Origin of the sequence: Pseudomonas sp. TAA207, assembly GCF_001529285.1 — a bacterium.
GTDB classification, from domain to species: Bacteria; Pseudomonadota; Gammaproteobacteria; order Pseudomonadales; family Pseudomonadaceae; genus Aquipseudomonas; species Aquipseudomonas weihenstephanensis.
The window spans coordinates 1-20,547 of record NZ_LLWJ01000053.1 but is presented as its reverse complement, the minus strand read 5'-3'; the positions used below and the strand labels follow the sequence as shown (position 1 = coordinate 20,547).

General features: G+C 56.7%; 16 protein-coding genes and 1 pseudogene. 10 read left to right on the top strand and 7 right to left on the bottom strand.

Annotated elements, in window-relative coordinates; genetic code table 11:
- Nucleotides 1-60: 60 nt before the first annotated feature.
- Nucleotides 61-1,086: a LacI family DNA-binding transcriptional regulator gene (locus tag AP059_RS03855; protein WP_059761993.1), complete on the bottom strand. Its 1,026-nt coding sequence runs from the start codon at nt 1,084-1,086 to the stop codon at nt 61-63.
- Between the two features lie 770 nt (nt 1,087-1,856).
- Between AP059_RS03855 and AP059_RS03850 the strand changes: the two genes are divergently transcribed.
- The 6 genes from AP059_RS03850 (at nt 1,857) to AP059_RS03825 (ending at nt 10,234) form a co-directional block, all read left to right on the top strand.
- Nucleotides 1,857-3,299: a serralysin family metalloprotease gene (locus AP059_RS03850; RefSeq protein WP_059761958.1), complete on the top strand. Its 1,443-nt coding sequence runs from the start codon at nt 1,857-1,859 to the stop codon at nt 3,297-3,299.
- A 58-nt stretch (nt 3,300-3,357) separates the two neighbouring features.
- Complete coding sequence (locus tag AP059_RS03845; RefSeq protein WP_059761957.1) at nt 3,358-3,753, top strand: AprI/Inh family metalloprotease inhibitor; 396 nt, start codon at nt 3,358-3,360, stop codon at nt 3,751-3,753.
- A gap of 156 nt (nt 3,754-3,909) precedes the next feature.
- Nucleotides 3,910-5,664, top strand: a complete 1,755-nt coding sequence (locus AP059_RS03840; RefSeq protein WP_059761956.1) for a type I secretion system permease/ATPase — start codon at nt 3,910-3,912, stop codon at nt 5,662-5,664.
- A gap of 17 nt (nt 5,665-5,681) precedes the next feature.
- Complete coding sequence (locus AP059_RS03835; RefSeq protein ID WP_371260615.1) at nt 5,682-6,992, top strand: HlyD family type I secretion periplasmic adaptor subunit; 1,311 nt, start codon at nt 5,682-5,684, stop codon at nt 6,990-6,992.
- Between the two features lie 31 nt (nt 6,993-7,023).
- Nucleotides 7,024-8,361, top strand: coding sequence for a TolC family outer membrane protein (locus AP059_RS03830; protein ID WP_059761992.1), 1,338 nt, complete (start codon nt 7,024-7,026; stop codon nt 8,359-8,361).
- Nucleotides 8,362-8,386: 25 nt separating this feature from the next.
- Nucleotides 8,387-10,234, top strand: coding sequence for a polyurethane esterase (locus AP059_RS03825; RefSeq protein ID WP_059761954.1), 1,848 nt, complete (start codon nt 8,387-8,389; stop codon nt 10,232-10,234).
- Between the two features lie 45 nt (nt 10,235-10,279).
- Here the strand turns inward: AP059_RS03825 and AP059_RS03820 are convergent, their stop codons facing one another.
- A complete protein-coding gene (locus AP059_RS03820) occupies nt 10,280-11,914 on the bottom strand; it encodes a methyl-accepting chemotaxis protein (RefSeq protein WP_059761953.1) in 1,635 nt (544 codons plus the stop codon).
- A gap of 290 nt (nt 11,915-12,204) precedes the next feature.
- Between AP059_RS03820 and AP059_RS03815 the strand changes: the two genes are divergently transcribed.
- Both AP059_RS03815 and AP059_RS03810 read left to right on the top strand, forming a co-directional pair.
- A complete protein-coding gene (locus tag AP059_RS03815) occupies nt 12,205-13,035 on the top strand; it encodes an undecaprenyl-diphosphate phosphatase (protein WP_059761952.1) in 831 nt (276 codons plus the stop codon).
- Nucleotides 13,032-13,469, top strand: coding sequence for a DUF1294 domain-containing protein (locus tag AP059_RS03810; protein WP_059761951.1), 438 nt, complete (start codon nt 13,032-13,034; stop codon nt 13,467-13,469). Before AP059_RS03815 ends, AP059_RS03810 begins: the two co-directional genes overlap by 4 nt.
- Before the next feature lie 17 nt (nt 13,470-13,486).
- Here AP059_RS03810 and AP059_RS03805 read toward each other — a convergent pair whose 3' ends face one another.
- Nucleotides 13,487-13,846, bottom strand: a complete 360-nt coding sequence (locus AP059_RS03805; protein ID WP_059761950.1) for an MmcQ/YjbR family DNA-binding protein — start codon at nt 13,844-13,846, stop codon at nt 13,487-13,489.
- A complete protein-coding gene (locus AP059_RS03800; protein WP_059761949.1) occupies nt 13,843-14,751 on the bottom strand; it encodes a LysR substrate-binding domain-containing protein in 909 nt (302 codons plus the stop codon). Before AP059_RS03800 ends, AP059_RS03805 begins: the two co-directional genes overlap by 4 nt.
- Before the next feature lie 128 nt (nt 14,752-14,879).
- Here AP059_RS03800 and AP059_RS03795 point away from each other — a divergent pair, with 128 nt between their 5' ends.
- Together AP059_RS03795 and AP059_RS03790 are read left to right on the top strand one after the other, a co-directional pair.
- On the top strand, nt 14,880-15,491 hold the full coding sequence (locus AP059_RS03795) for an FMN-dependent NADH-azoreductase (protein ID WP_059761948.1): 612 nt from the start codon (nt 14,880-14,882) through the stop codon (nt 15,489-15,491).
- Between the two features lie 172 nt (nt 15,492-15,663).
- The gene (locus tag AP059_RS03790; protein WP_059761947.1) at nt 15,664-16,695 is read left to right on the top strand and encodes an alpha/beta hydrolase family protein; all 1,032 of its coding nucleotides are present in this window, start codon (nt 15,664-15,666) and stop codon (nt 16,693-16,695) included.
- Nucleotide 16,696: 1 nt separating this feature from the next.
- Here the strand turns inward: AP059_RS03790 and AP059_RS03785 are convergent, their stop codons facing one another.
- The 3 genes and pseudogenes from AP059_RS03785 to AP059_RS22990 all read right to left on the bottom strand — a co-directional run.
- Nucleotides 16,697-17,884 (bottom strand): MFS transporter, encoded by a 1,188-nt coding sequence (locus tag AP059_RS03785; RefSeq protein ID WP_059761946.1) that lies wholly within the window; start codon nt 17,882-17,884, stop codon nt 16,697-16,699.
- A 161-nt stretch (nt 17,885-18,045) separates the two neighbouring features.
- A complete protein-coding gene (locus tag AP059_RS03780) occupies nt 18,046-19,632 on the bottom strand; it encodes an ABC-F family ATPase (RefSeq protein WP_082149463.1) in 1,587 nt (528 codons plus the stop codon).
- 12 nt (nt 19,633-19,644) lie between these two features.
- Nucleotides 19,645-19,878 (bottom strand): annotated as a pseudogene (locus AP059_RS22990) (site-specific integrase); the annotation flags it as partial.
- Nucleotides 19,879-20,547: the final 669 nt, after the last annotated feature.

Genomic DNA, 20,547 nt, shown 5'->3' with positions numbered 1-20,547 from the left:
CATTTCTTGTTAGATAAAGGCCGGCGCGTGTTCGTATGAAGGGCGTCAGCCGTAAAAGCGTTAGGCAGCAGGGGGTTGCGTCGAACCGCGAACGATGAGCTGTGCGGCAAAATCGAGCGCGCGTGGCGCGGATTTGTCGCCGCTCAAGCGTTTAAACAGGCACTCAAAAGCGCTGGCGCCGATCTGTTGGGTCGGCTGGGCGAGGGCGGTAATGCCGCTGCCGACCAACGGGTACCACTCCAGGTCATCCAGAGCGATGACCCCCACCTCCTCAAACAGGTTGCAGTTGAGCGCCCGCAACACTTGTGTGCAGGCGAGTGCGGCCACCCCGTTGGCGCAAAACAGCGCTTTGGGGCCGCAGGCGGGGGTCTTTAAAAAGGTTTGAACAAGGCTGAAAAGGGCAGGGCCGGTTTCGATGACGGCGCCACGCAGCGCCGGGTAATGGGCCAGTTGCGCGGTAAAGCTGGCGACGCGCTCAAGGCGAGAACTGGTGCCGTCCACGGGTTCACTGAGCATCAACACGTCACGAAACCCCTGCTCATGCAGGTGCTGCAAGGCCGTGCGCACAGCACCGGCGTTGTCCAGACCCACCAGGTCGGTGTGCAACTGCTCCACCTTGCGATCAATCAGCACGATGGGCATCTCCTGATGCAGCGCTTGCAACGCGTCAGGATGATGGCCGAGGGTGTTCAGAATCAGCCCTTCGATGTTGTAAGCGCGCAGGGCTGCAAGGTGTTGGCTTTCCTGCTCATCGCTACGGTCGGTGTTACACACCACCAAGTTGTAACCGTGCTGGCGACAGGCCGTCTCGACACCGTGCATCACGGCAATGGAGTACGGGTTACGGATATCCGCCACCAGCATGCCAATCAGCCGGGTACGTCCACGCTTTAGACCACGAGCCATTTGGTTGGGGCGATAGCCCAGCTCGTCGATGGCACGCTCAATCCGTTGCGCAGTGGCGTCAGAGAGCAAGGCGCGGTCTTCGCCGATAAAGCGCGACACGCTGGCTTTGGAAACGCCAGCACGTTGGGCAACATCCAGCATGGTGACGCGTGAGCGTTGGGCGGCAGAAAAACTGTTCACGGCCTGAAACCTTTTATTGGTGTTATCGCAGGCGGTCTCATTCATGACGCTGAAACCGGTTTCAGGGAAACCCAAATCACCCACTATCGTCAAGTGCCGTTTGTAGGACGATTCCCAGGCCTAGCGGTATGAAGTGTCTTGGCTCCGTCAGGTCCTCCTGAGGGTTGAGTGCGTGCTCTGCACTAAAACGGTGAGGGGTATTCACAGGGCGCGGGGGTCAGTGACTAATAACGTGGTCGACCGTGGGTGTTCGTTTTTAAATAACTTGATGCGTCTGAAACTTACAAATAAGCGACGTTTTTTATAAGAAAACAAGTTGTTAATTTGCACTCATTTGGAGCGTTGTATGCGGCGCATATCGGGCGCGCGGTAAAGATAAGTCGCTATTAAAGACTCATATTTTCAGGCGCTAAAAGTTGAAAGCCGGCCCGGTGGGCAGTACGAACGACACACCTGAAAGTTTAGGTGTGTGCACTAGACCGTGCAGTCAGCCAGTGAACGGCAAGCCGCTGTTTTAACGTGTATCGTTATTCCTGAAACGAATATAAAGAGACGCTTTGTTGGTCGCAGAAAAACCTTTCAGCAAAACTTCCAATGTTTTCGGTTACTTACCGATTGATCGCATTTTGACGCCAAAAAAGTGCTGGACTAAATATTTAAAAATGTGGCAACTTCGCCCGGCCATTTAACGGCGAGTGATAGGACGATCTCGCCAAGGGATCGTCGTTGTCTGTCAAAACTTTTCTACTGCTAAACAAGGAAATGTTTACATGTCGAAACTTAAAGAGAAAGCAGCACTGTCCGTAAACCAGACCTTTGCTGCCAACGGCACCAGTTCTGCCTTCACTCAAATTGATAATTTCAGCCATTTCTATGATCGAGGTGATCATCTGGTCAATGGCAAGCCTTCGTTCACGGTTGACCAGGTGGCTGACCAACTGACTCGCAGCGGTGCGAGCTGGCACGACCTCAACAACGACGGCGTTATCAACCTGACCTACACGTTCCTCACAGCCCCACCGGTCGGCTATGCCTCCCGTGGTCTGGGCACGTTCAGTCAGTTCTCGGCACTGCAAAAAGAGCAAGCCAAACTGTCGCTGGAGTCATGGGCAGACGTGGCCAAAGTGACCTTCACCGAAGGCCCGGCAGCCCGGGGTGACGATGGTCACATGACATTCGCCAACTTCAGTGCCAGCAATGGTGGCGCCGCCTTTGCCTACTTGCCTAACAGCTCGCGCAAAGGTGAGTCGTGGTACTTGATCAACAAGGACTACCAAGTCAATAAAACTCCGGGCGAAGGCAACTACGGTCGCCAGACCCTGACTCACGAAATCGGCCACACCCTGGGCCTGTCTCACCCCGGCGACTACAACGCCGGCAATGGCAACCCGACCTACCGTGACGCGGTGTATGCCGAAGATACCCGCGCCTACAGTGTCATGAGCTACTGGAGTGAGAAGAACACGGGCCAGGTCTTCACCAAGACCGGTGAAGGTGCGTACGCATCTGCCCCGTTGCTCGATGATATTGCCGCTGTGCAAAAGCTGTATGGCGCCAACCTGGAAACCCGTGCGGATGACACCGTTTACGGTTTCAACTCCACGGCTGACCGTGACTTCTACAGCGCCACCTCATCGACCGACAAGCTGATTTTCTCGGTGTGGGACGGCGGCGGTAATGACACGCTGGACTTCTCGGGCTTCAGCCAAAACCAGAAAATCAACCTCACCGCAGGTTCGTTCTCTGATGTTGGCGGCATGACCGGTAACGTGTCGATCGCCCAAGGCGTGACCATCGAAAACGCCATTGGCGGCTCGGGCAACGACCTGCTGATCGGTAACGATGCTGCCAACGTACTCAAGGGTGGTGCCGGCAACGACATCATTTATGGCGGCGGCGGTGCCGACGAGCTGTGGGGGGGCACCGGTTCTGACACGTTCGTGTTTGGTGCAGTGTCTGACTCCACGCCAAAAGCGGCCGATATCATCAAGGACTTCCAGAGCGGCTTCGACAAAATCGACCTCACGGCGATCACCAAGCTGGGGGGCCTGAACTTTGTTGACGCGTTCACCGGTCATGCCGGTGATGCCATTGTCAGCTACAGCCAGGCTAGCAACGCTGGCTCGCTGCAAGTGGACTTCAGCGGCCATGGTGTCGCTGACTTCCTGGTGACCACTGTGGGTCAAGTGGCAACTTACGACATCGTCGCGTAAAGCTGTCGGTTCATGAGCAGCGCGCAAGCGCTGCTCTCTGGCACAAGGCCGAGGTCGTATGAGCACTGCATCCAGAATTTCGAGGGCAATGGGCTGTGTCGCTGCATTGCTGTTGTTGACCACAGAGAGTGTTATGGCCAGTTCATTGATGTTGTTAAGCCCTGCGCAAGTGGCAGGCAATTGGACGTTTGATCTGCAACAGAATGGAAATGAGACCTGCACGGTAAAACTCAAGCAAGACGGAACGTTCAGTGCGCAGGCTGAGTGCCTCAAACCCTGGTTGGGAAGTTCCCCCGCAACGTGGTACCCCACCCCGGATGGTTTGATGATTATCGGTAAGGACGATTCGAAAACGATGTTTTTAGCGTTAATAGAGGCCGGTCGTTATGAGCGTCTTGAGCAGGACAGTAAGCCCTTGGTCATGAAGCGTGCGCATTTACAAACTGTGAAGTAAGGGGCGTGGCTTTAAGGTGCATGAGTGAGGGCGGATCAGTTTCGTTCAATAACAGCGGAGCAGTGATGAGCCGATCAACAAGTTGGCAGGTCGCGAGGGCTGCGCGATGCTCCACCCCGTGTCTTGGATAAGTAGTTTATTGATCAAGGAAGATTCATGAAGCGCCTTAAGAGCAGTCCCGTCGCGCCCCTGATACATGCGCTGGCTGACTATAAAAAAATCCTGATCAGTGTCGGCTGTTTTACCGCGCTGATTAACATTCTGATGTTAGTGCCCTCCATTTATATGCTTCAGGTGTATGACCGGGTGCTGTCGTCGCAAAACACCACCACCCTGGCCATGTTGTCGTTGATGGTCGTGGGGTTCTTTATCTTCATTGGCACCCTGGAAACAGTGCGCAGTTTTATCGTTATTCGCATCGGCAGCCAATTGGAGCGCCGCTTTAACCAGCAGGTCTACCGTGCAGCCTTCGAGCGTAACCTGTTCAGCGGCCAGGCCCATGCCGGGCAGGCGTTAGGCGACCTGACGCTGATTCGTCAATTCGTCACCGGCCCGGCCTTGTTCGCGTTTTTCGATGCGCCGTGGTTTCCGGTCTACCTGTTTGTGATCTTCATGTTCAATACCTGGCTGGGGGTCTTTGCCACGGCAGGTGCGGCCCTGCTGATTGTGCTGGCGTGCGTCAACGAGGTCATGACCCGCAAGTCCTTGAGCCAGGCCAGCGTGTATTCGCAACAGTCCAGCCAATTGGCCACCAGCCATTTGCAGAACGCCGAGACGATTCAGGCAATGGGCATGTTGGGGGTCTTACGTAAACGCTGGTTTAACGTGCATTCGCGCTTTTTAACCGAGCAAAACAAAGCCAGCGACACCGGCGCGGTGATCGGGTCAGTCAGCAAAACGCTGCGCTTGTGCTTGCAGTCATTGGTGTTGGGGCTTGGTGCCTTACTGGTGATTCAAGGCGAAATGAGCGCGGGCATGATGATCGCCGGTTCCATTCTGATGGGGCGCGTGCTTAGCCCTATCGATCAATTGATTGCCGTGTGGAAGCAGTGGAGTTCCGCCAAGTTGGCGTATCAGCGTCTTGACGGTTTGTTGCGTGAGCACCCCTCGGTTGAAGACAACATGGCCTTACCCGCGCCTAAGGGCCAGCTCAGTTTTGAGCAAGTCAGTGCTGCGCCGCCGGGCATCCCGGTGCCGACCTTGCATCAGGTGAGTTTTAGCCTCAATGCGGGCGAAGTGTTGGGCGTGTTGGGCGCATCAGGTTCGGGCAAGTCAACGCTGGCGCGGGTGTTGGTGGGCGTATGGCCAACCCTGGCGGGCACGGTGCGGCTCGACGGTGCCGACATTCATCAGTGGAACCGCGACCAGTTGGGCCCCTACATTGGCTATTTGCCTCAGGACATCGAACTGTTCAGTGGCTCCATCGCGCAAAACATTGCGCGCTTTCGCGATCCCGACCCCCAGCGCGTGGTGGCCGCCGCTCAGCAAGCCGGTGTTCACGAGATGATTCTGCGTCTGGCGCACGGTTACGACACGGTGCTGGGAGACAACGGCAGCGGTTTGTCGGGCGGGCAAAAACAACGCGTAGCCTTGGCGCGGGCGCTTTATGGCAGCCCGCGTCTGGTGGTGCTGGATGAGCCAAATTCCAATCTGGACGCGGTGGGTGATGCGGCGTTGACCAATGCCATTGCGCAACTCAAGGCGCAGGGCAGCACCGTGGTGCTGGTCACCCACCGGTCCTCATCGTTGGCTCAGGCTGACAAATTGCTGGTGCTTAATGAGGGGCGAATTCAGGTGTTCGGCCCCAGCGCGGAGGTCCTCAAAGCGCTGGCCAGTGTCCAGCAACAACATGGCTCGGCAGTCAGTATCAATCGCCCGCATCAGGCACAGACCCAGAGCACAGGCGCATGAGCAAGGACGCTCCTATCATGAATGATCAAAAATTACCCAAGGCTTGTGAACGAGGCGCCGGATTTTACGTGCGCATGGGCTGGATTCTGACCATTGTCGGCGCAGGCAGTTTCTTCGCATGGGCCAGCCTTGCGCCGCTGGATGAAGGTATTCCGGTTCAAGGCACCGTGGTGGTGTCAGGCAAGCGTAAGGCGGTGCAATCGCTGGGGGCTGGCGTTGTGAGCCAAATCCTGGTGCGTGAAGGGCAGGTGGTGCGCCAGGGCGAGCCGCTGTTTCAACTCGATCAAACCCAGATCGACGCGGATGTTCAATCGTTGCGCGCGCAGTACCGCATGGCGTGGGCCAGCACGGCGCGTTGGCAGAGTGAGCGCGACAACTTGCAGCGTGTGAGTTTTCCGCCCGAGTTGAGCGCTAACCCTGACCCGCGACTGGCATTGGTACTGGAAGGTCAGCAGCAACTGTTCAGCAGCCGTCGCGAGGCGTTTGCCCGCGAGCAATCAGGGCTTAAAGCCAGTATCGAGGGCGCGACCCAACAATTGGCCGGTATGCGCCGAGCGCGCGGCGATTTGGGCGCTCAGGCCGATTCCTTGCGCCAACAGTTGATCAATCTTCGTCCTTTGGCCGAAAACGGCTACATCCCGCGTAATCGGTTGATGGAGTACGAGCGCCAACTGTCGCAGGTACAGCAGGATGTGGCGCAAAACGCGGGGGAAAGCGGTCGCATTGAGCAAGGGATTCTCGAATCGCGCCTTAAATTGGCGCAGCACGTTGATGAATACCAAAAAGAGGTGCGCAGTCAGTTGGCTGATGCACAACTCAAAAGCCTGACCCTTGAGCAGCAACTGGCCTCCGCCGACTTTGACCTCCAGCACAGTGCGATTAATGCACCCGCCGACGGCATTGCCGTCAATCTGGGTGTGCACACCGAAGGCGCGGTGATTCGGGCCGGTGAAACCCTGCTAGAGATCGTGCCGCAGGGCACACGACTGGAAGTGGAAGGCCGCTTGCCCGTGAACCTCGTGGACAAGGTGGGTAATCAGTTGCCGGTGGACATTCTGTTCACCGCCTTCAACCAAAGCAGCACCCCGCGCGTGTCCGGACACGTCAGTCTGGTGTCTGCCGACCAGTTGCTCGATGAAAAAACTGGCATGCCGTACTACGTGCTGCGCAGTTCGGTGAGTGACCAGGCGCTGGAGAAACTCAATGGCCTGGTGATCAAACCCGGCATGCCAGCTGAGATGTTTGTGCGCACGGGCGAGCGCTCGCTGCTCAACTACCTGTTTAAACCACTGTTGGATCGCGCAGGTTCTGCGTTGACTGAGCGATAGGAAATTGCGACGTATGAAAGCAGCTTCAAAGATGTGCCTGGGGTGGGTGCTATGGGCGGGGATCGCCGTTAGCGCACAGGCGATGGGACCGTTTCAGGTGTACGAACAGGCATTACGCAATGACCCTGAGTTTCTGGGGGCCATCAAGGAGCGCGAGGCAGGCCAGGAAAACCGCATCATCGGCCGTGCTGGCCTGCTGCCCAAGTTGTCGTACAACTACAACAAGGGGCGCAACAACTCCAAAGCCACCTATCTGAATGAAAACGGCAACCGCCACGAAGACCGCAACTACAGCAGCTACGGCTCGACGTTCATGCTGCAACAGCCCTTGATTGACTACGAGGCTTACGCCAATTACCGCAAGGGGGTGGCGCAATCGTTGTTTGCCGATGAGAACTTTCGCAGTAAAAGTCAGGAACTGCTGGTGCGGGTGCTGACGCATTACACGCAGGCATTGTTTGCACAGGATCAGATCGACAACGCACAAGCCAAGAAAAAAGCCTACGAGCAACAATTGCGGCAGAACGAACACCTGTTTCGCCAAGGCGAGGGCACGCGCACGGACATTCTTGAAGCCGAATCGCGCTATGAATTGGCCACCGCCGAGGAAATCCAGGCCCGCGATGAGCAAGACGCGGCGTTGCGCGAACTGGGTGCGCTGATTGGCCAGCCGCTGATCGACATTGATCAACTCACGCCGCTGGCCCATAACTTCGGCACCTTCGCCCTTGAACCTGCCAATTTCTCGACCTGGCACGACCTGGCGCTGGCCAATAACCCGGCATTAGCCTCGCAACGTGAAGCGCTGGAAGTGGCGCGTTATGAAGTCGAGCGCAACCGCGCCGGCCATCTGCCCAAGCTCAACGCTTATGCCAGTGTGCGCAAGATGGAGTCTGAAAGCGGCAACACCTACAACCAGCGTTATGACACCAATACCATTGGTATTGAAATCAACCTGCCGCTGTATGCGGGCGGCGGGGTCTCGGCCTCGGTGCGCCAGGCCAGCAGCAATTTGTCGCAAGTCGAATACGAGCTGGAAGGCAAAACCCGCGAAACGCTGATCGAACTGCGCCGTCAATTCAATGCCTGTCAGTCGGGGGTCAGCAAGCTGCGCGCCTATCAAAAAGCCCTGGTCTCGGCCGAGGCGTTAGTGGTCTCCACCCGGCAAAGCATTTTGGGCGGTGAGCGGGTCAACCTGGATGCACTGAATGCCGAGCAGCAGCTCTACAGCACGCGACGTGATCTGGCGCAAACCCGTTATGACTACTTATTGGCGTGGACCAAGCTGCATTTCTATGCGGGCACCCTGCGCGAACAAGACCTTGCGCGTGTCGATGAGGCGTTTGTCCAGCCGCTGAACGCTCATTAGTTTTTACCCAGAGGAGTGCAACACCATGGCTGTTTTTGACTACAAGGATGTGGGAGCAGAGGCTTCGGCGGCGCTGTTCAACGATGCGTTGGCAATCACGTTGTACAGCTATCACAACCTCGATAACGGCTTTGCAGTCGGTTATCAGAAAAACGGTATGGGCACCGGCTTGCCTGCCACGCTGGTCAAGGCGGTGTTGGGTGGCGTGGACGCGCAAGGGGTGGTGCCTGGTATCCCGTGGAACCCGGATTCCGAAAAGCTGGCGCGTGAAGCGGTCGAGAAAGCCGGGTGGACACCTATCAGCGCCGAGCAATTGGGCTACGCGGGAAAGGTCGACCAGCGCGGGACCTTCTTCGGCGAAAAGAAAGGCTACGACACCGCTCAGGTAGAAATACTGGGCAAATACGCAGCAGATGGGCATTTAACTTCAATCGGCATCGGTTTTCGTGGCACCAGTGGCCCACGAGAATCGTTGATTAGCGATTCTATTGGCGATGCCATCAGCGACCTGCTGGCGGCGATCGGCCCTGCCGATTACGCCAAAAACTACACAGGCAACGCATTTAACGCGTTGCTGGGCAACGTTGCAGCCTTTGCCTCGGCACATGGTTTAAGTGGTAAGGATATTTTAGTCAGCGGCCATAGTCTGGGCGGGTTGGCGGTCAACAGCCTGGCCGACCTGAGTGCTGACCGGTGGTCAGGCTTTTACCAGGACGCGCGCTACGTGGCGTTCGCGTCACCGACCCAAAGTGAAAACACGCACAACGTGTTGAACATAGGTTACGAGAACGACCCGGTGTTTCGAGCGCTCGACGGTTCGGATTTCAGCCTGTCGTCATTGGGCGTTCATGACGCGCATCAGCCGTCGGCGACCAACAACATCGTGAGCTTCAACGACCATTACGCCTCAACCCTGTGGAATGTGATGCCGTTTTCTATCGTCAATGTGTCGACATGGGTCACGCATTTGCCCAGTGGCTACGAAAGCGGCATGAACCGTATCGTCGATTCGGCGTTCTACGACCTGACGTACAAGGATTCGACCATCGTCGTCGCCAACCTGTCCGATCCGGCCCGGGCAACCACCTGGGTGCAAGACCTCAATCGCAATGCTCAAACGCACACCGGCACCACGTTGATTATTGGCAGCGATGGCAATGACTTGATTCAAGGGGGGCGCGGTAATGATTTCCTTGAAGGGCGTGATGGCAACGACACGTTCCGTGACAGTGGCGGTTACAACATCATTGTGGGGGGCAAAGGCATCAATACGCTGGAGTTGCAAACGTCTTTGAGCAAGGTCGATGTGGTGAATGACGGGCAGGGCACGGTGTATGTGCGCGACGCTCAGGGCGCAATCACATTGACCCACGACATCAGCATGCTGGTGAGCGAGGAACCCAATTGGCTGGGCATCCGCCAGTCGGTCACGCACCGGGTGGCAGACGACGGGTTGTGGACAGGCAATACCCGCAGCGATTACACCCACTCAGTCACTGCCAGCACCGCTGACAGTACGCTCAAGGCCCAGCTCAAGGGTGACTGGCTGATCGGGCAGGGCGGCAATGATCATTTGATCGGCACGCTGGGCCAGCATGTGTTCATTGGCGGCGCGGGTGATGACCTGCTAGAGGCGGCGGGGGGGCATAACACCTTCGTGTTCACCGGTGATTTCGGGCACGACACGCTCAAGGGCTATCAAGGCAACGATACATTGGTGTTTTTGGGCGTGGAGGGCGGTTACAACGCCGATTACCGGGCACATGCCCGTGCATCGGGCGTCGACACCGTACTGAGTTTTGGTGACAGCTCGGTCACGTTGGTGGGCGTGGGCCTGGCCCATCTTGGTGGCGCGGACATTGTGATCGCCTGACCGATCACTACCGCGGCGCAGAGTAGGTCTGCGCCGCGGCGCACCTCAGACCTTGAACTGACGTAACAGATTGTTCAACTGCACACTCAATTCCTTGAGATGAACACTGGCAGCGCTCGATTGCTCGGCCGCCTGTGCCGTGCTTTGCGACAAGCCAGCGGCCTGGGTCACGTTTTGGTTGATGTCTTCGACCACATGCGCCTGTTGCAAGGTGGCACTGGCAATCGAGGCGTTCAGAGCATTCAAATTGTTCAAGGCCTGACCAATACTGCTCAGGCTTTGCCCGGCCAACGTCGCTTGCTCGATGGTTGACTGTGATGCGCGGCTGCTGCTGGCGATGACATTGACCGCCGCTTCGGAGTGTTTTTGCAGCCCCTCGATCATGGTCTGAATGTCTGCAGTGGACTTTTGCGTGCGTTGGGCCAGCAACCGGACTTCGTCCGCCACCACGGCAAAACCGCGACCTTGCTCACCGGCACGGGCCGCTTCAATGGCCGCATTGAGTGCCAGCAGGTTGGTTTGCTCGGCGATCGAACGGATCACCTCCAGCACCGTACTGATTTCACTGCTTTGCGAGGCCAGGGTGCGAATCACCTCGACGGCCTGGTTGATCGTGCCCGACAAGTCGCCGATCTGTTGCAGGCTGCTGTCAATGTTGTGCTGGCCTTGTTCGGCCTGCTCCTGGGCACCGCGCATTTCGCTGGCTGCGTGCTCAGCGTTTTTGGCCACATCCTGCACGGCGTAGGTGACTTCGTTGATCGCCGTCGCCACTTGATCCATTTGCAGCGCCTGTTGCTGGCAACGGTGTTGAGCATCAGTGGCATCGTTGCCTAGCTCAGTGGAGGACTGGTCCAGTGCCGTGGCCGTGGATTGCAGGTGACTGACCACATTGCGCAACTTGGCGGCAAACGCGTTGAAATGCTGCGCCAGTTCGGTGACTTCATCCTGCCCGTGGGTGTCCAGGCTGCGGGTCAGATCGCTTTCGCCACTGGCGATGTTGGCCATAGCCTGCACGGCGTCTTGCAGCGGACGCACGATACTGCGCGCAATCACCGTCACCAGTGCGGCCATGATCAACGCGATGCCAAGCCCGGCCCAGCAGGCTTTCCAGACTTGTCCCCAAAACTCGGCCTGCATGTCATCGATGTACACCCCCGACCCCATGACCCACCCCCACGGCTCGAACAGTTGGACGTAGGAGGTTTTTTGCACCGGGGCGTCAGAGCCGGGTTTTGGCCAGCGGTAATCGACCATGCCCGCGCCTTTGGCTTTGGCCAGCGACGCCATTTCGCTGAATATCGCAAAACCGTCCGGGTCTTTGATTGCCGAAAGGTCTTTGCCATCCAGTTTGGGGTTGGTGGGGTGCATGACCATGTAGGGGCGCAGGTCATTGATCCAGAAGTAGTCATCGTGGTCGTAGCGCAACTGGCTGATCACGCTCAACGCCTGCTGTTGTGCGGCTTCGCGGCTCAAGGAGCCTGCCGTTTCCAGCCCATGGTAGTAATTGAGAATGCCGCTGGCAGTCTGTACGACATGCTGGGTTTTCTGGACTTTGCCCTGATAAAGATCGTCATGGATCTGTTTGAGCATCAACAAACCCAACGCCAGCAGCATGGCCATGGCCACGATCAAAATCAGCCACAAACGACGGCTGATGGACAACCTGCGTAAGGTATTCATAAAACGGTCACTCCTTGTTTTTCTTCTTGTAGTCGACACTGACTAGCATCCAAGCACGCTTGGCGGGTGTGGCCCATGCGACTTGGGTCTAATGTCATAGCAGCGAAAGTCGGATGTGTCTGATAGGATCTCGGCCGAAATCGCAAAACCTGTATGTTTCTTGATTTCTGACACTTTTTTCACATCGCACTGGCGAAAATCCACGGCTGTAACCCACCCCGCGGCAGCGGTTGCAGACACTCACTAATGACTTATCAGCTCGGCATGATGCGGGGCTTTATGGGGGAACAATGGATCTTTGGACTGCCGCACAGGCGTTGATACTCGGCGTAGTTGAAGGCCTGACGGAATTTTTGCCGATTTCCAGTACGGGCCACCAAATCATCGTTGCCGACTTGCTCAACTTTGGCGGTGAGCGGGCGATGGCGTTCAACATCATTATTCAGCTCGGCGCGATTCTGGCCGTGGTCTGGGAGTTTCGGCGCAAGATTCTGGACGTCGTCACCGGCTTGCCCACACAGCCGCAGGCACGTCGCTTTACCGTCAACTTGATAATTGCTGTACTGCCCGCCGTGGTGCTGGGCGTGATTTTCGCCGATACCATTCATGAGTACCTGTTCAACCCGATCACCGTGGCCACAGCCTTGGTCATCGGCGGGGTCATCATGCTATGGGCCGAACGTCGCCAGCATGTGATCCACGCAGAAACCGTGGATGACATGACCTGGAAGGACGCCGTCAAGATCGGTTTCGCCCAATGCCTGGCAATGATCCCCGGCACGTCGCGTTCGGGCTCGACCATCATTGGCGGTTTGTTGTTTGGTTTGTCGCGCAAGGCTGCGACTGAATTTTCGTTTTTTCTGGCGATGCCGACCATGGTCGGTGCAGCGGTGTATTCCGGTTACAAGTACCGACACCTGTTTCAACCGGATGATTTGCCGGTGTTTGCCATTGGCTTTGTGACCTCGTTTATCTTCGCGATGATTGCCGTACGTGCCTTGTTGAAGTTTATTTCCAGTCACAGTTATGCGGCCTTTGCCTGGTATCGCATTGTCTTTGGCCTGCTGATTTTGGCCACCTGGCAGTTTGGCTGGATTGACTGGTCGGCAGCGTCTGCGTGAGAACACCCGTCAAACAGCGTCAGACCTCTGGGCGCGAGCCGGCGCATTACACCGGACCGGTTCGTGGGGTGAAGCTCAAGCTAGTGATTTTTGCCCTGCTGTGCGCGTTGCCGGTGGGGGGCGCGGTGATGCTGCTGGTCACCGGCGTCACCCGCGTGCCGTTATTGGTGTACGTCATCGCCAGCGCGCTGGCATTCGGCTTGTATGGGTATGACAAGCAACAGGCCAGAGCAGGCCGCTGGCGTACGCCGGAGAACGTCCTGCATGGGGTGGAGTTGTTGGGGGGATGGCCTGGCGCGTGTGTGGCGCAACACGTGTTTCGCCACAAAACCCGCAAAGTCTCCTACCAAGTGTGGTTCTGGTTGATCGTCGCGGCGCATCAAGCACTCTGGATTGATGTGCTGTTCTTGAAAATGACGTTTATTGATCTGTAGGGCATTGCGCAAAAACGTCAGAGCAATAAGCCGATCTGACGTTTTTTCGGCAGTTTACCCACCACCAACTGATGAGAACGGCGCAGCAAGTCTTGCAGTTCTGCGGTGGCCATCGGGTAGGGTGTTTTCATATTGATCCAGTGCGCCCGCGCCAGATACGGCGAGGGATGTATACCGGGTCGGTCGACATAGCCCAGAAACAGGTCTTTTTCGACTTTAAATGACAGCCCGTCCTGATTCAGGTTGAACAGCGCAAACATCTTGCTCTGGTCAACAAAGAACACATGAACACCTCCCCACTTAATGTCTTCTTTGACGCCCGGCAGGCTGCGGCAATACGCAGCGACCTCTTCTTTACTCATCTTGTTAGCGCTCATAGAAGCTTGTCTCCACAGCGTTCAAATGATTCGACCAGATGTTCGATCCAGGCGCGTACTGCGGGCATGACACCGCGCCGATGCGGGTAAACCGCGTGCAGCCAGCCACCCGGCAGTGACCATTTGGGCAGCAATTGCACCAGTTGGCCTGTGTGCAATTCCTGCTCGCAATACATCATGGGCAGCACGGTGAAACCCATCCCTGACAGGGTGCAGGCTTTGCGCACAATAAAGTCATCAATGCCTAACCGCGCTTGCAGCACCAGGTCGCAAGGCTTGCCCTGTTCATCCAGCATGCGCAGGTGGACCATGCGATCAGCCTCCAGGGCACCTAAAACCGGGACCTGCTTCAGGTCATTCGGGGTACTGATGGGCCATTCACGGGCAAACTCGGGGCTTGCCACCATGACGGTCTGCGCCTGACGCAGGCGCCGCGTGACCAACAATGGGTCTTCGTCCCCCAGCTCGCGCACACGCATCGCTACGTCAATGCCCTCGGTGATCAGGTCAACCCGACGATTGAGCAGGATCATTTCCAGCTGCACCTGAGGGTAGGCGCGCAAAAACGCGCTAATGACCTCGGGCATGAATTCATGCGCCAGTCCCACCGGGCATGACACCCGCAATGGCCCGCGCGGTTCGCTGGACATGCTGGCGACGGCCTCGTCAGCCATCTCGGCTTCAAGCAGCATCGCCTGACAGTGGCGCAGGTAACGTTCACCCACGGCTGTAAGTTTGAGTTGGCGGGTGGTGCGCTGTAACAGACGCGCGCCCAAGCGTTCCTCAAGCTCGGCGACCCGGCGCGACAAGCGTGACTTGGGGATACCCAGTAGCCGGCCCGCAGCGGCAAACCCGCCGGCTTCGACCACCTTGGCAAAGTAATAGAGATCGTTAAGATCCTGCATGAGTTTTCTCATCGTCCTACAAGTGGGACGAACTATCACACAATGGACGACTTATCGTCGATTGCTTTCATCGGTAGTATCACTGCCACTTGATCGCCCGGCGGCGATCCTCATTTGTGGAGATCACCATGAAACTGTTGCATATCGATTCGAGCATTTTGGGCGACAACTCAGCGTCGCGTCAGTTGAGCCGTGAAGTGGTTGGCGCCTGGAAAGCCGCCGATCCGAGCATTGAAGTCAGCTACCGCGATCTGGCGGCTGAAGCGATTGAACACTTTTCGTCCGCTACGCTGGTGGCCGCCGCCACCCCGGCTGAACTGCGCGATGCAGCACAGAAGCATGAAGCACAATTGAGCGCAGATACCTTGGCGCAGTTCTTGGCTGCCGATGCGGTCGTGATTGGCGCACCGATGTACAACTTCACCATCCCGACCCAGCTCAAAGCGTGGATTGATCGTATTGCCGTGGCAGGCCAGACCTTCCGTTACACCGACGCCGGGCCTGAAGGGCTTTGCGCTAACAAAAAGGTCATCGTGGTCTCCACCTCAGGCGGCCTGCACGTGGGCCAGCCTACCGGTTCGGCACATGAAGACTATTTGAAAGTGATGTTGGGCTTTCTGGGCATCACTGATATCGAGTTTGTTCGCGCTCACGGTCTGGCTTACGGCGACGATGTTCGCAGCAAAGCCATGAATGATGCACACGCGCACATTGGCGAAGGCTTGTTCAGCGTCGCGTAAGCTTTGCAGGCACGCCGTACACACTAAACTCTGTATTCTGGCCATCTACACATGGCCAAGGTACGGAGTTTTTTGCTTTTGGCCTGAAAGATGCTGGCGTGGGTTATGCCCAGACCAAACACTACGTTTTGGCATCAACTCTCACGCTAAGCCTTCACCAAGGTGAGCCTCCATGATGCGTCTGTGTGCGGTTATGGTTTTTTTATTGTCGAGCTGCCCTTTAATCGTGCGAGCTGAACCGCTCTTGCAGTGGAGTGTGGGTTTTCATCGCCTGAGTTTTCAGGACCCGCTGGATCATCAGCCGATGCACGCGCTTGCCTTTTACCCCTCTACGGCGAAAGAGGGCAGTAGCCGAATAGGCAGCTATCAAGTGGATGCCACTGAAAACGCCAAAATTGCCAGCGGGCATTACCCGTTGTTGATGCTGTCCCATGGCAATACCGGAACACCTCTGGCCCTGCATGACTTGGCCACAGCGCTGGCGCGTAAAGGTTTTGTCGTGGTTGCCGTGCTCCACCCCGGCGATAACTATAAAGATCACAGTCGGCTTGGCACCTTGAGCAACTTGTATGGGCGGCCCATGCAGATATCCGCGGCGATCAGCGCGACCTTGCATGACCGCCATTTATCACCCCACGTACTGGGTGATGAAGTGGGCGTCATGGGGTACTCGGCCGGAGGAGAAACCGCGCTGATCCTCGCGGGCGCGCAACCTGATCTGGAGCGTTTACGCCGTTACTGCCAGGAGCGGCCGAACGACCGTGACGCTTGCACCACACAGGGCGAGTTGATCGCCGATCGTGACGACCTTGTCCCCAGCGCAGACCCGCGGGTGCATGCATTGCTGCTGCTGGCACCCTTGAGTCTGATGTTCGGACGCCAAACGCTGGCAGATGTCCATGTGCCAGTCCTGCTTTACAGTGGCGATGACGATACGTTGGTGTTCCCGGACAAAAACGCCGATGCGCTCGCACGCAAGTTGCCGGTGGCACCCGAATTCAAAGTGATTGCGGGCGCAGGTCACTTTGTATTCATGGCACCGTGTACGGACGAGCAAATGGCGATAATGCCCGGTTTGTGCACCGACGCAGACGGTGTTGATCGCGAGGATATACACCGCGACCTGATTGAGGAGGCGGGGCGATTTTTCCGCCAGGCCTTGCAAAGTCCTTCGCAAAAAGCCCTGCGCACTGCAGATCAATGACTCAACAGCGCGTGCGCTTTGATAATCCGAGGGTCAACAAGAGTCCCAACACACATAAAACCGCAGCGCAGAAAAAGATCCACGGGTAACCCATGTTCAAGGCAATGGCCCCCATCATCGGCCCCGCGATGGCTAATGCCAGATCGAAAAATACAGCGTAAGCACCCAGCCCGGCGCCCCGGCTGGCGGTGGGCACTTGCTTGACGGCCTCAACCCCCAAGGCCGGATACACCAGTGACAAACCAAACCCGGTCAGCCCGGCACCCGCCAGGGCATATGCGATGGAAGGGGCTTGCCACAACAGGCCGAGTCCCAGGGTTTCTATGGCCATGCATGCAATGGCCACGGTATAGCCACCCAGGCGATTAATGCTGTTGATGAATATCAGCCGCGCCAGGATAAAACACAGACCAAACATACTCAGGCAATACGCGGCGCCTGGCCAGCCACGGTCCAGGTAATACAGGGTGATGAACGTGGTCAGGGTCCCGTAGCCAATCGAGGCCAACATCAGGCTCAGCCCGTGGGGCGCGATCAAGCCGAAAACTGACCAAAAGGGCAGGCGTTTGCCGGGTATGACAGGCGCGGCAACGCGCTTTCGAATCAACCCTAGAGCGCTTAAGGCCAAGGCCAACAGGCCGATGCCCACACTGAAAAAACCCCATTGGTCAACCATCAGCACACCCACGGGGGCGCCAACCGCAATTGCTCCGTATGACGCAATGCCATTCCAGGCGATGGCCCGAGCGGTATGCTCAGAGCCGACTTGGGCGATGCCCCAGCTTATTGTCCCCACGCCGATCAAGCCTTGTGCCACGCCCAGAAAAACCCGCCCCATGAGCAAGATGCTCAGGCTAAGCAGTGGCCATTGCTCCAGCAACACGCCAATGGCGGTCAGCGCACCGCTGATGGCGATGCCGCTCAAGCCATAAACAATGGCGGGTTTAGTGCCCAGGCTGTCCACCAGACGGCCAGCAAAGGGGCGGCTGAGCAAGGTGGCGAGGTATTGCGAGGCAATGGCTAAACCTGCGACTACAGCGCTGAAACCAAGCTGATCGTGAACATAGCCGGGCAGAACCGCGATGGGCAAACCAATGCAAAGGAAGGCGATGAAGGTATAAAAAACGATGGACAAGATTTGTAGAGTGACTGACCCGCAAGGTGAGGGCGAGGGGTGTTGCACAGGCATGGCGGGCGTTCCGGCTAACAATCATCGATGGCGCGCATGATGGCGTGCGCGGGCGATAAAAGAAAGCAGGCTAACTATTTGCTACGAACGCCATCCCACAAAAAAACCGTCACGAGGACGGTTTTTTTGATGATGCTATTAAGCCCGCAGGGTGCCTTGAATCAGAACACGACGCCTTGGCTACGCAGGTAGTCATCGTACGTGCCGCTGAAGTCGATCACGCCGCTTGGGCTCAACTCAATGATGCGAGTGGCCAACGAGGAAACAAATTCACGGTCGTGGCTGACGAAAACCAGCGTACCCGGGTAGTTTTCCAGCGCCAGGTTCAGCGCTTCGATGGATTCCATGTCCAAGTGGTTGGTCGGTTCGTCCATGATCAACACGTTGGCTTTTTGCAGGATCAGCTTGCCGAACAGCATGCGACCTTGCTCACCACCGGAAATCACTTTTACCGACTTGAGAATGTCATCGTTGGAGAACAGCATGCGGCCCAAAGTGCCGCGTACCATTTGCTCGCCTTGAGTCCACTGACCCATCCAGTCGAACAGGGTCATGTCGTCTTCGAAGTCATGTGCATGGTCTTGGGCGTAGTAACCCAGCTCAGCGGCTTCGGTCCACTTCACAGTGCCGGCATCCGGAGTCAGTTCGTTGACCAGGGTGCGCAACAAGGTGGTTTTGCCGATACCGTTCGGGCCAATGATCGCTACGCGCTCGCCAGCTTCAACGGTGAAACTGAAGTCCTTGAACAGCGTCTTGCCATCAAAGCCTTTGGCCATTTGCTCGACAATCACAGCCTGACGGTGCAGCTTTTTGTTTTGCTCGAAACGAATGAACGGGCTGACACGGCTCGAAGGTTTGACTTCGGCCAGAGTGATCTTGTCGATCGCCTTGGCGCGGGAGCTGGCCTGCTTGGATTTCGAGGCGTTAGCCGAGAAGCGGCTGACGAACGCTTGCAGCTCGTTGATCTGAGCCTTTTTCTTGGCGTTTTCTGACAGCAGTTGCTCGCGCGATTGGGTGGCGACCGTCATGTACTCGTCATAGTTGCCCGGGAACAGACGCAGTTCGCCGTAGTCCAGGTCAGCCATGTGGGTGCAGACACTGTTCAGGAAGTGTCTATCGTGAGAAATGATGATCATCAGGCTGTTACGCTGCGTCAGAATGTTTTCCAGCCAGCGGATAGTGTTGATATCCAAGTGGTTGGTCGGTTCGTCGAGCAGCAATACTTCAGGATCGGAGAACAGCGCCTGAGCCAGCAGAACACGCAACTTCCAGCCTGGCGAGACTTCGCTCATCGGGCCATTGTGCTGTTCGATACCGATACCCAGACCTAGCAGCAACTCACCGGCGCGCGATTCAGCGGTGTAACCGTCCATTTCGGCGAACTCGGTTTCGAGTTCAGCGACGGCCATACCGTCGTCTTCCGTCATTTCGGGCAGGGAATAGATACGATCGCGCTCGGCCTTGACCTTCCACAGCTCTTCGTGACCCATGATCACGGTGTCGAGCACGGTGAATTCTTCGTAGGCGAACTGATCCTGGCGCAACTTACCCAGACGCACGTTCGGCTCCAGCATGACCTGGCCGCCAGACGGCTCAAGATCATCGCCGAGGATCTTCATGAAAGTGGACTTGCCGCACCCGTTGGCACCGATCAAGCCATAGCGGTTGCCCGCGCCAAACTTGACTGAAACGTTCTCAAAAAGCGGCTTAGCGCCGAATTGCATCGTGATGTTAGCTGTGGAGATCAATTACTTTACCTATCAATAGCTTAGAGTTGGCTGGTTTGAGCCGATACCAATGTGGAGCTTTTCCAGCTCGCTCCAGTCTGAGCTTGAGTTGAGCCAACGCGCATACGTAGACAGCAACATTTGGACGCTATGGCCAAGTTGCTGAGCAATAAAGGCGGGATTGATGCCGGACATGGCGCGCATTGTCGCATATGCGTGACGACAGTTGTACGGCGGTCTGTAGCGGATGTTCAACATCTCTAGGGTTTGTTGGCATTGCTGGCGTTCGTCGCGGGCCCGTTGGGGCGGATTCGCCGTTCGTTGAGCGCGTGAACAGGCTAGCGCGTTCTCTCAACGTACCTTCGCTCTGGCGTCCACGTTTTGCGTGATGCCTGGTAAAAAAGGGTGTTTGAACGGCGCGTGTGTTTTGCAAGGCCGGATGACGACGATGGATGGGCGATTCGACGATTGCACGGCAGTGGTAGATCTGCTTTTTTCCAGATCGACGGCACCCCGGCGCAGTTAAATCGCGTCCTGAAATCGCATGCTTGCGACAAACGTGGGGGTGAAAGCAGGCTGTCGACAAGCAACAGTCTCAGCCGCTATGTGCCCGCTCGAACCGTCACTGACCGCCTAGCGCTCAACTGCGCAAGAAGTTGCGCACTCAAATGTGGATAACCCTGTGCATACATCGCTACAGCACTCATAAGACATGAGCTGTAGATGAGTGCGCAAGAAGTTGCGCAGCACTGCGCAACTTCTTGCGCACTTTGTCGATGTTTCTTACGTGAAAATCATCGTTCCGATTGACTTAAACTTGTTACCTCATTGATTAACATAGGTTTTATTAGCTTTGGCATGAACCTTGATTGTCTCTATCGGCACTTGAACGGCATTTGGGCCTTTCAAGTCCTTTTTTTTCAGCAAGGAGAGCAT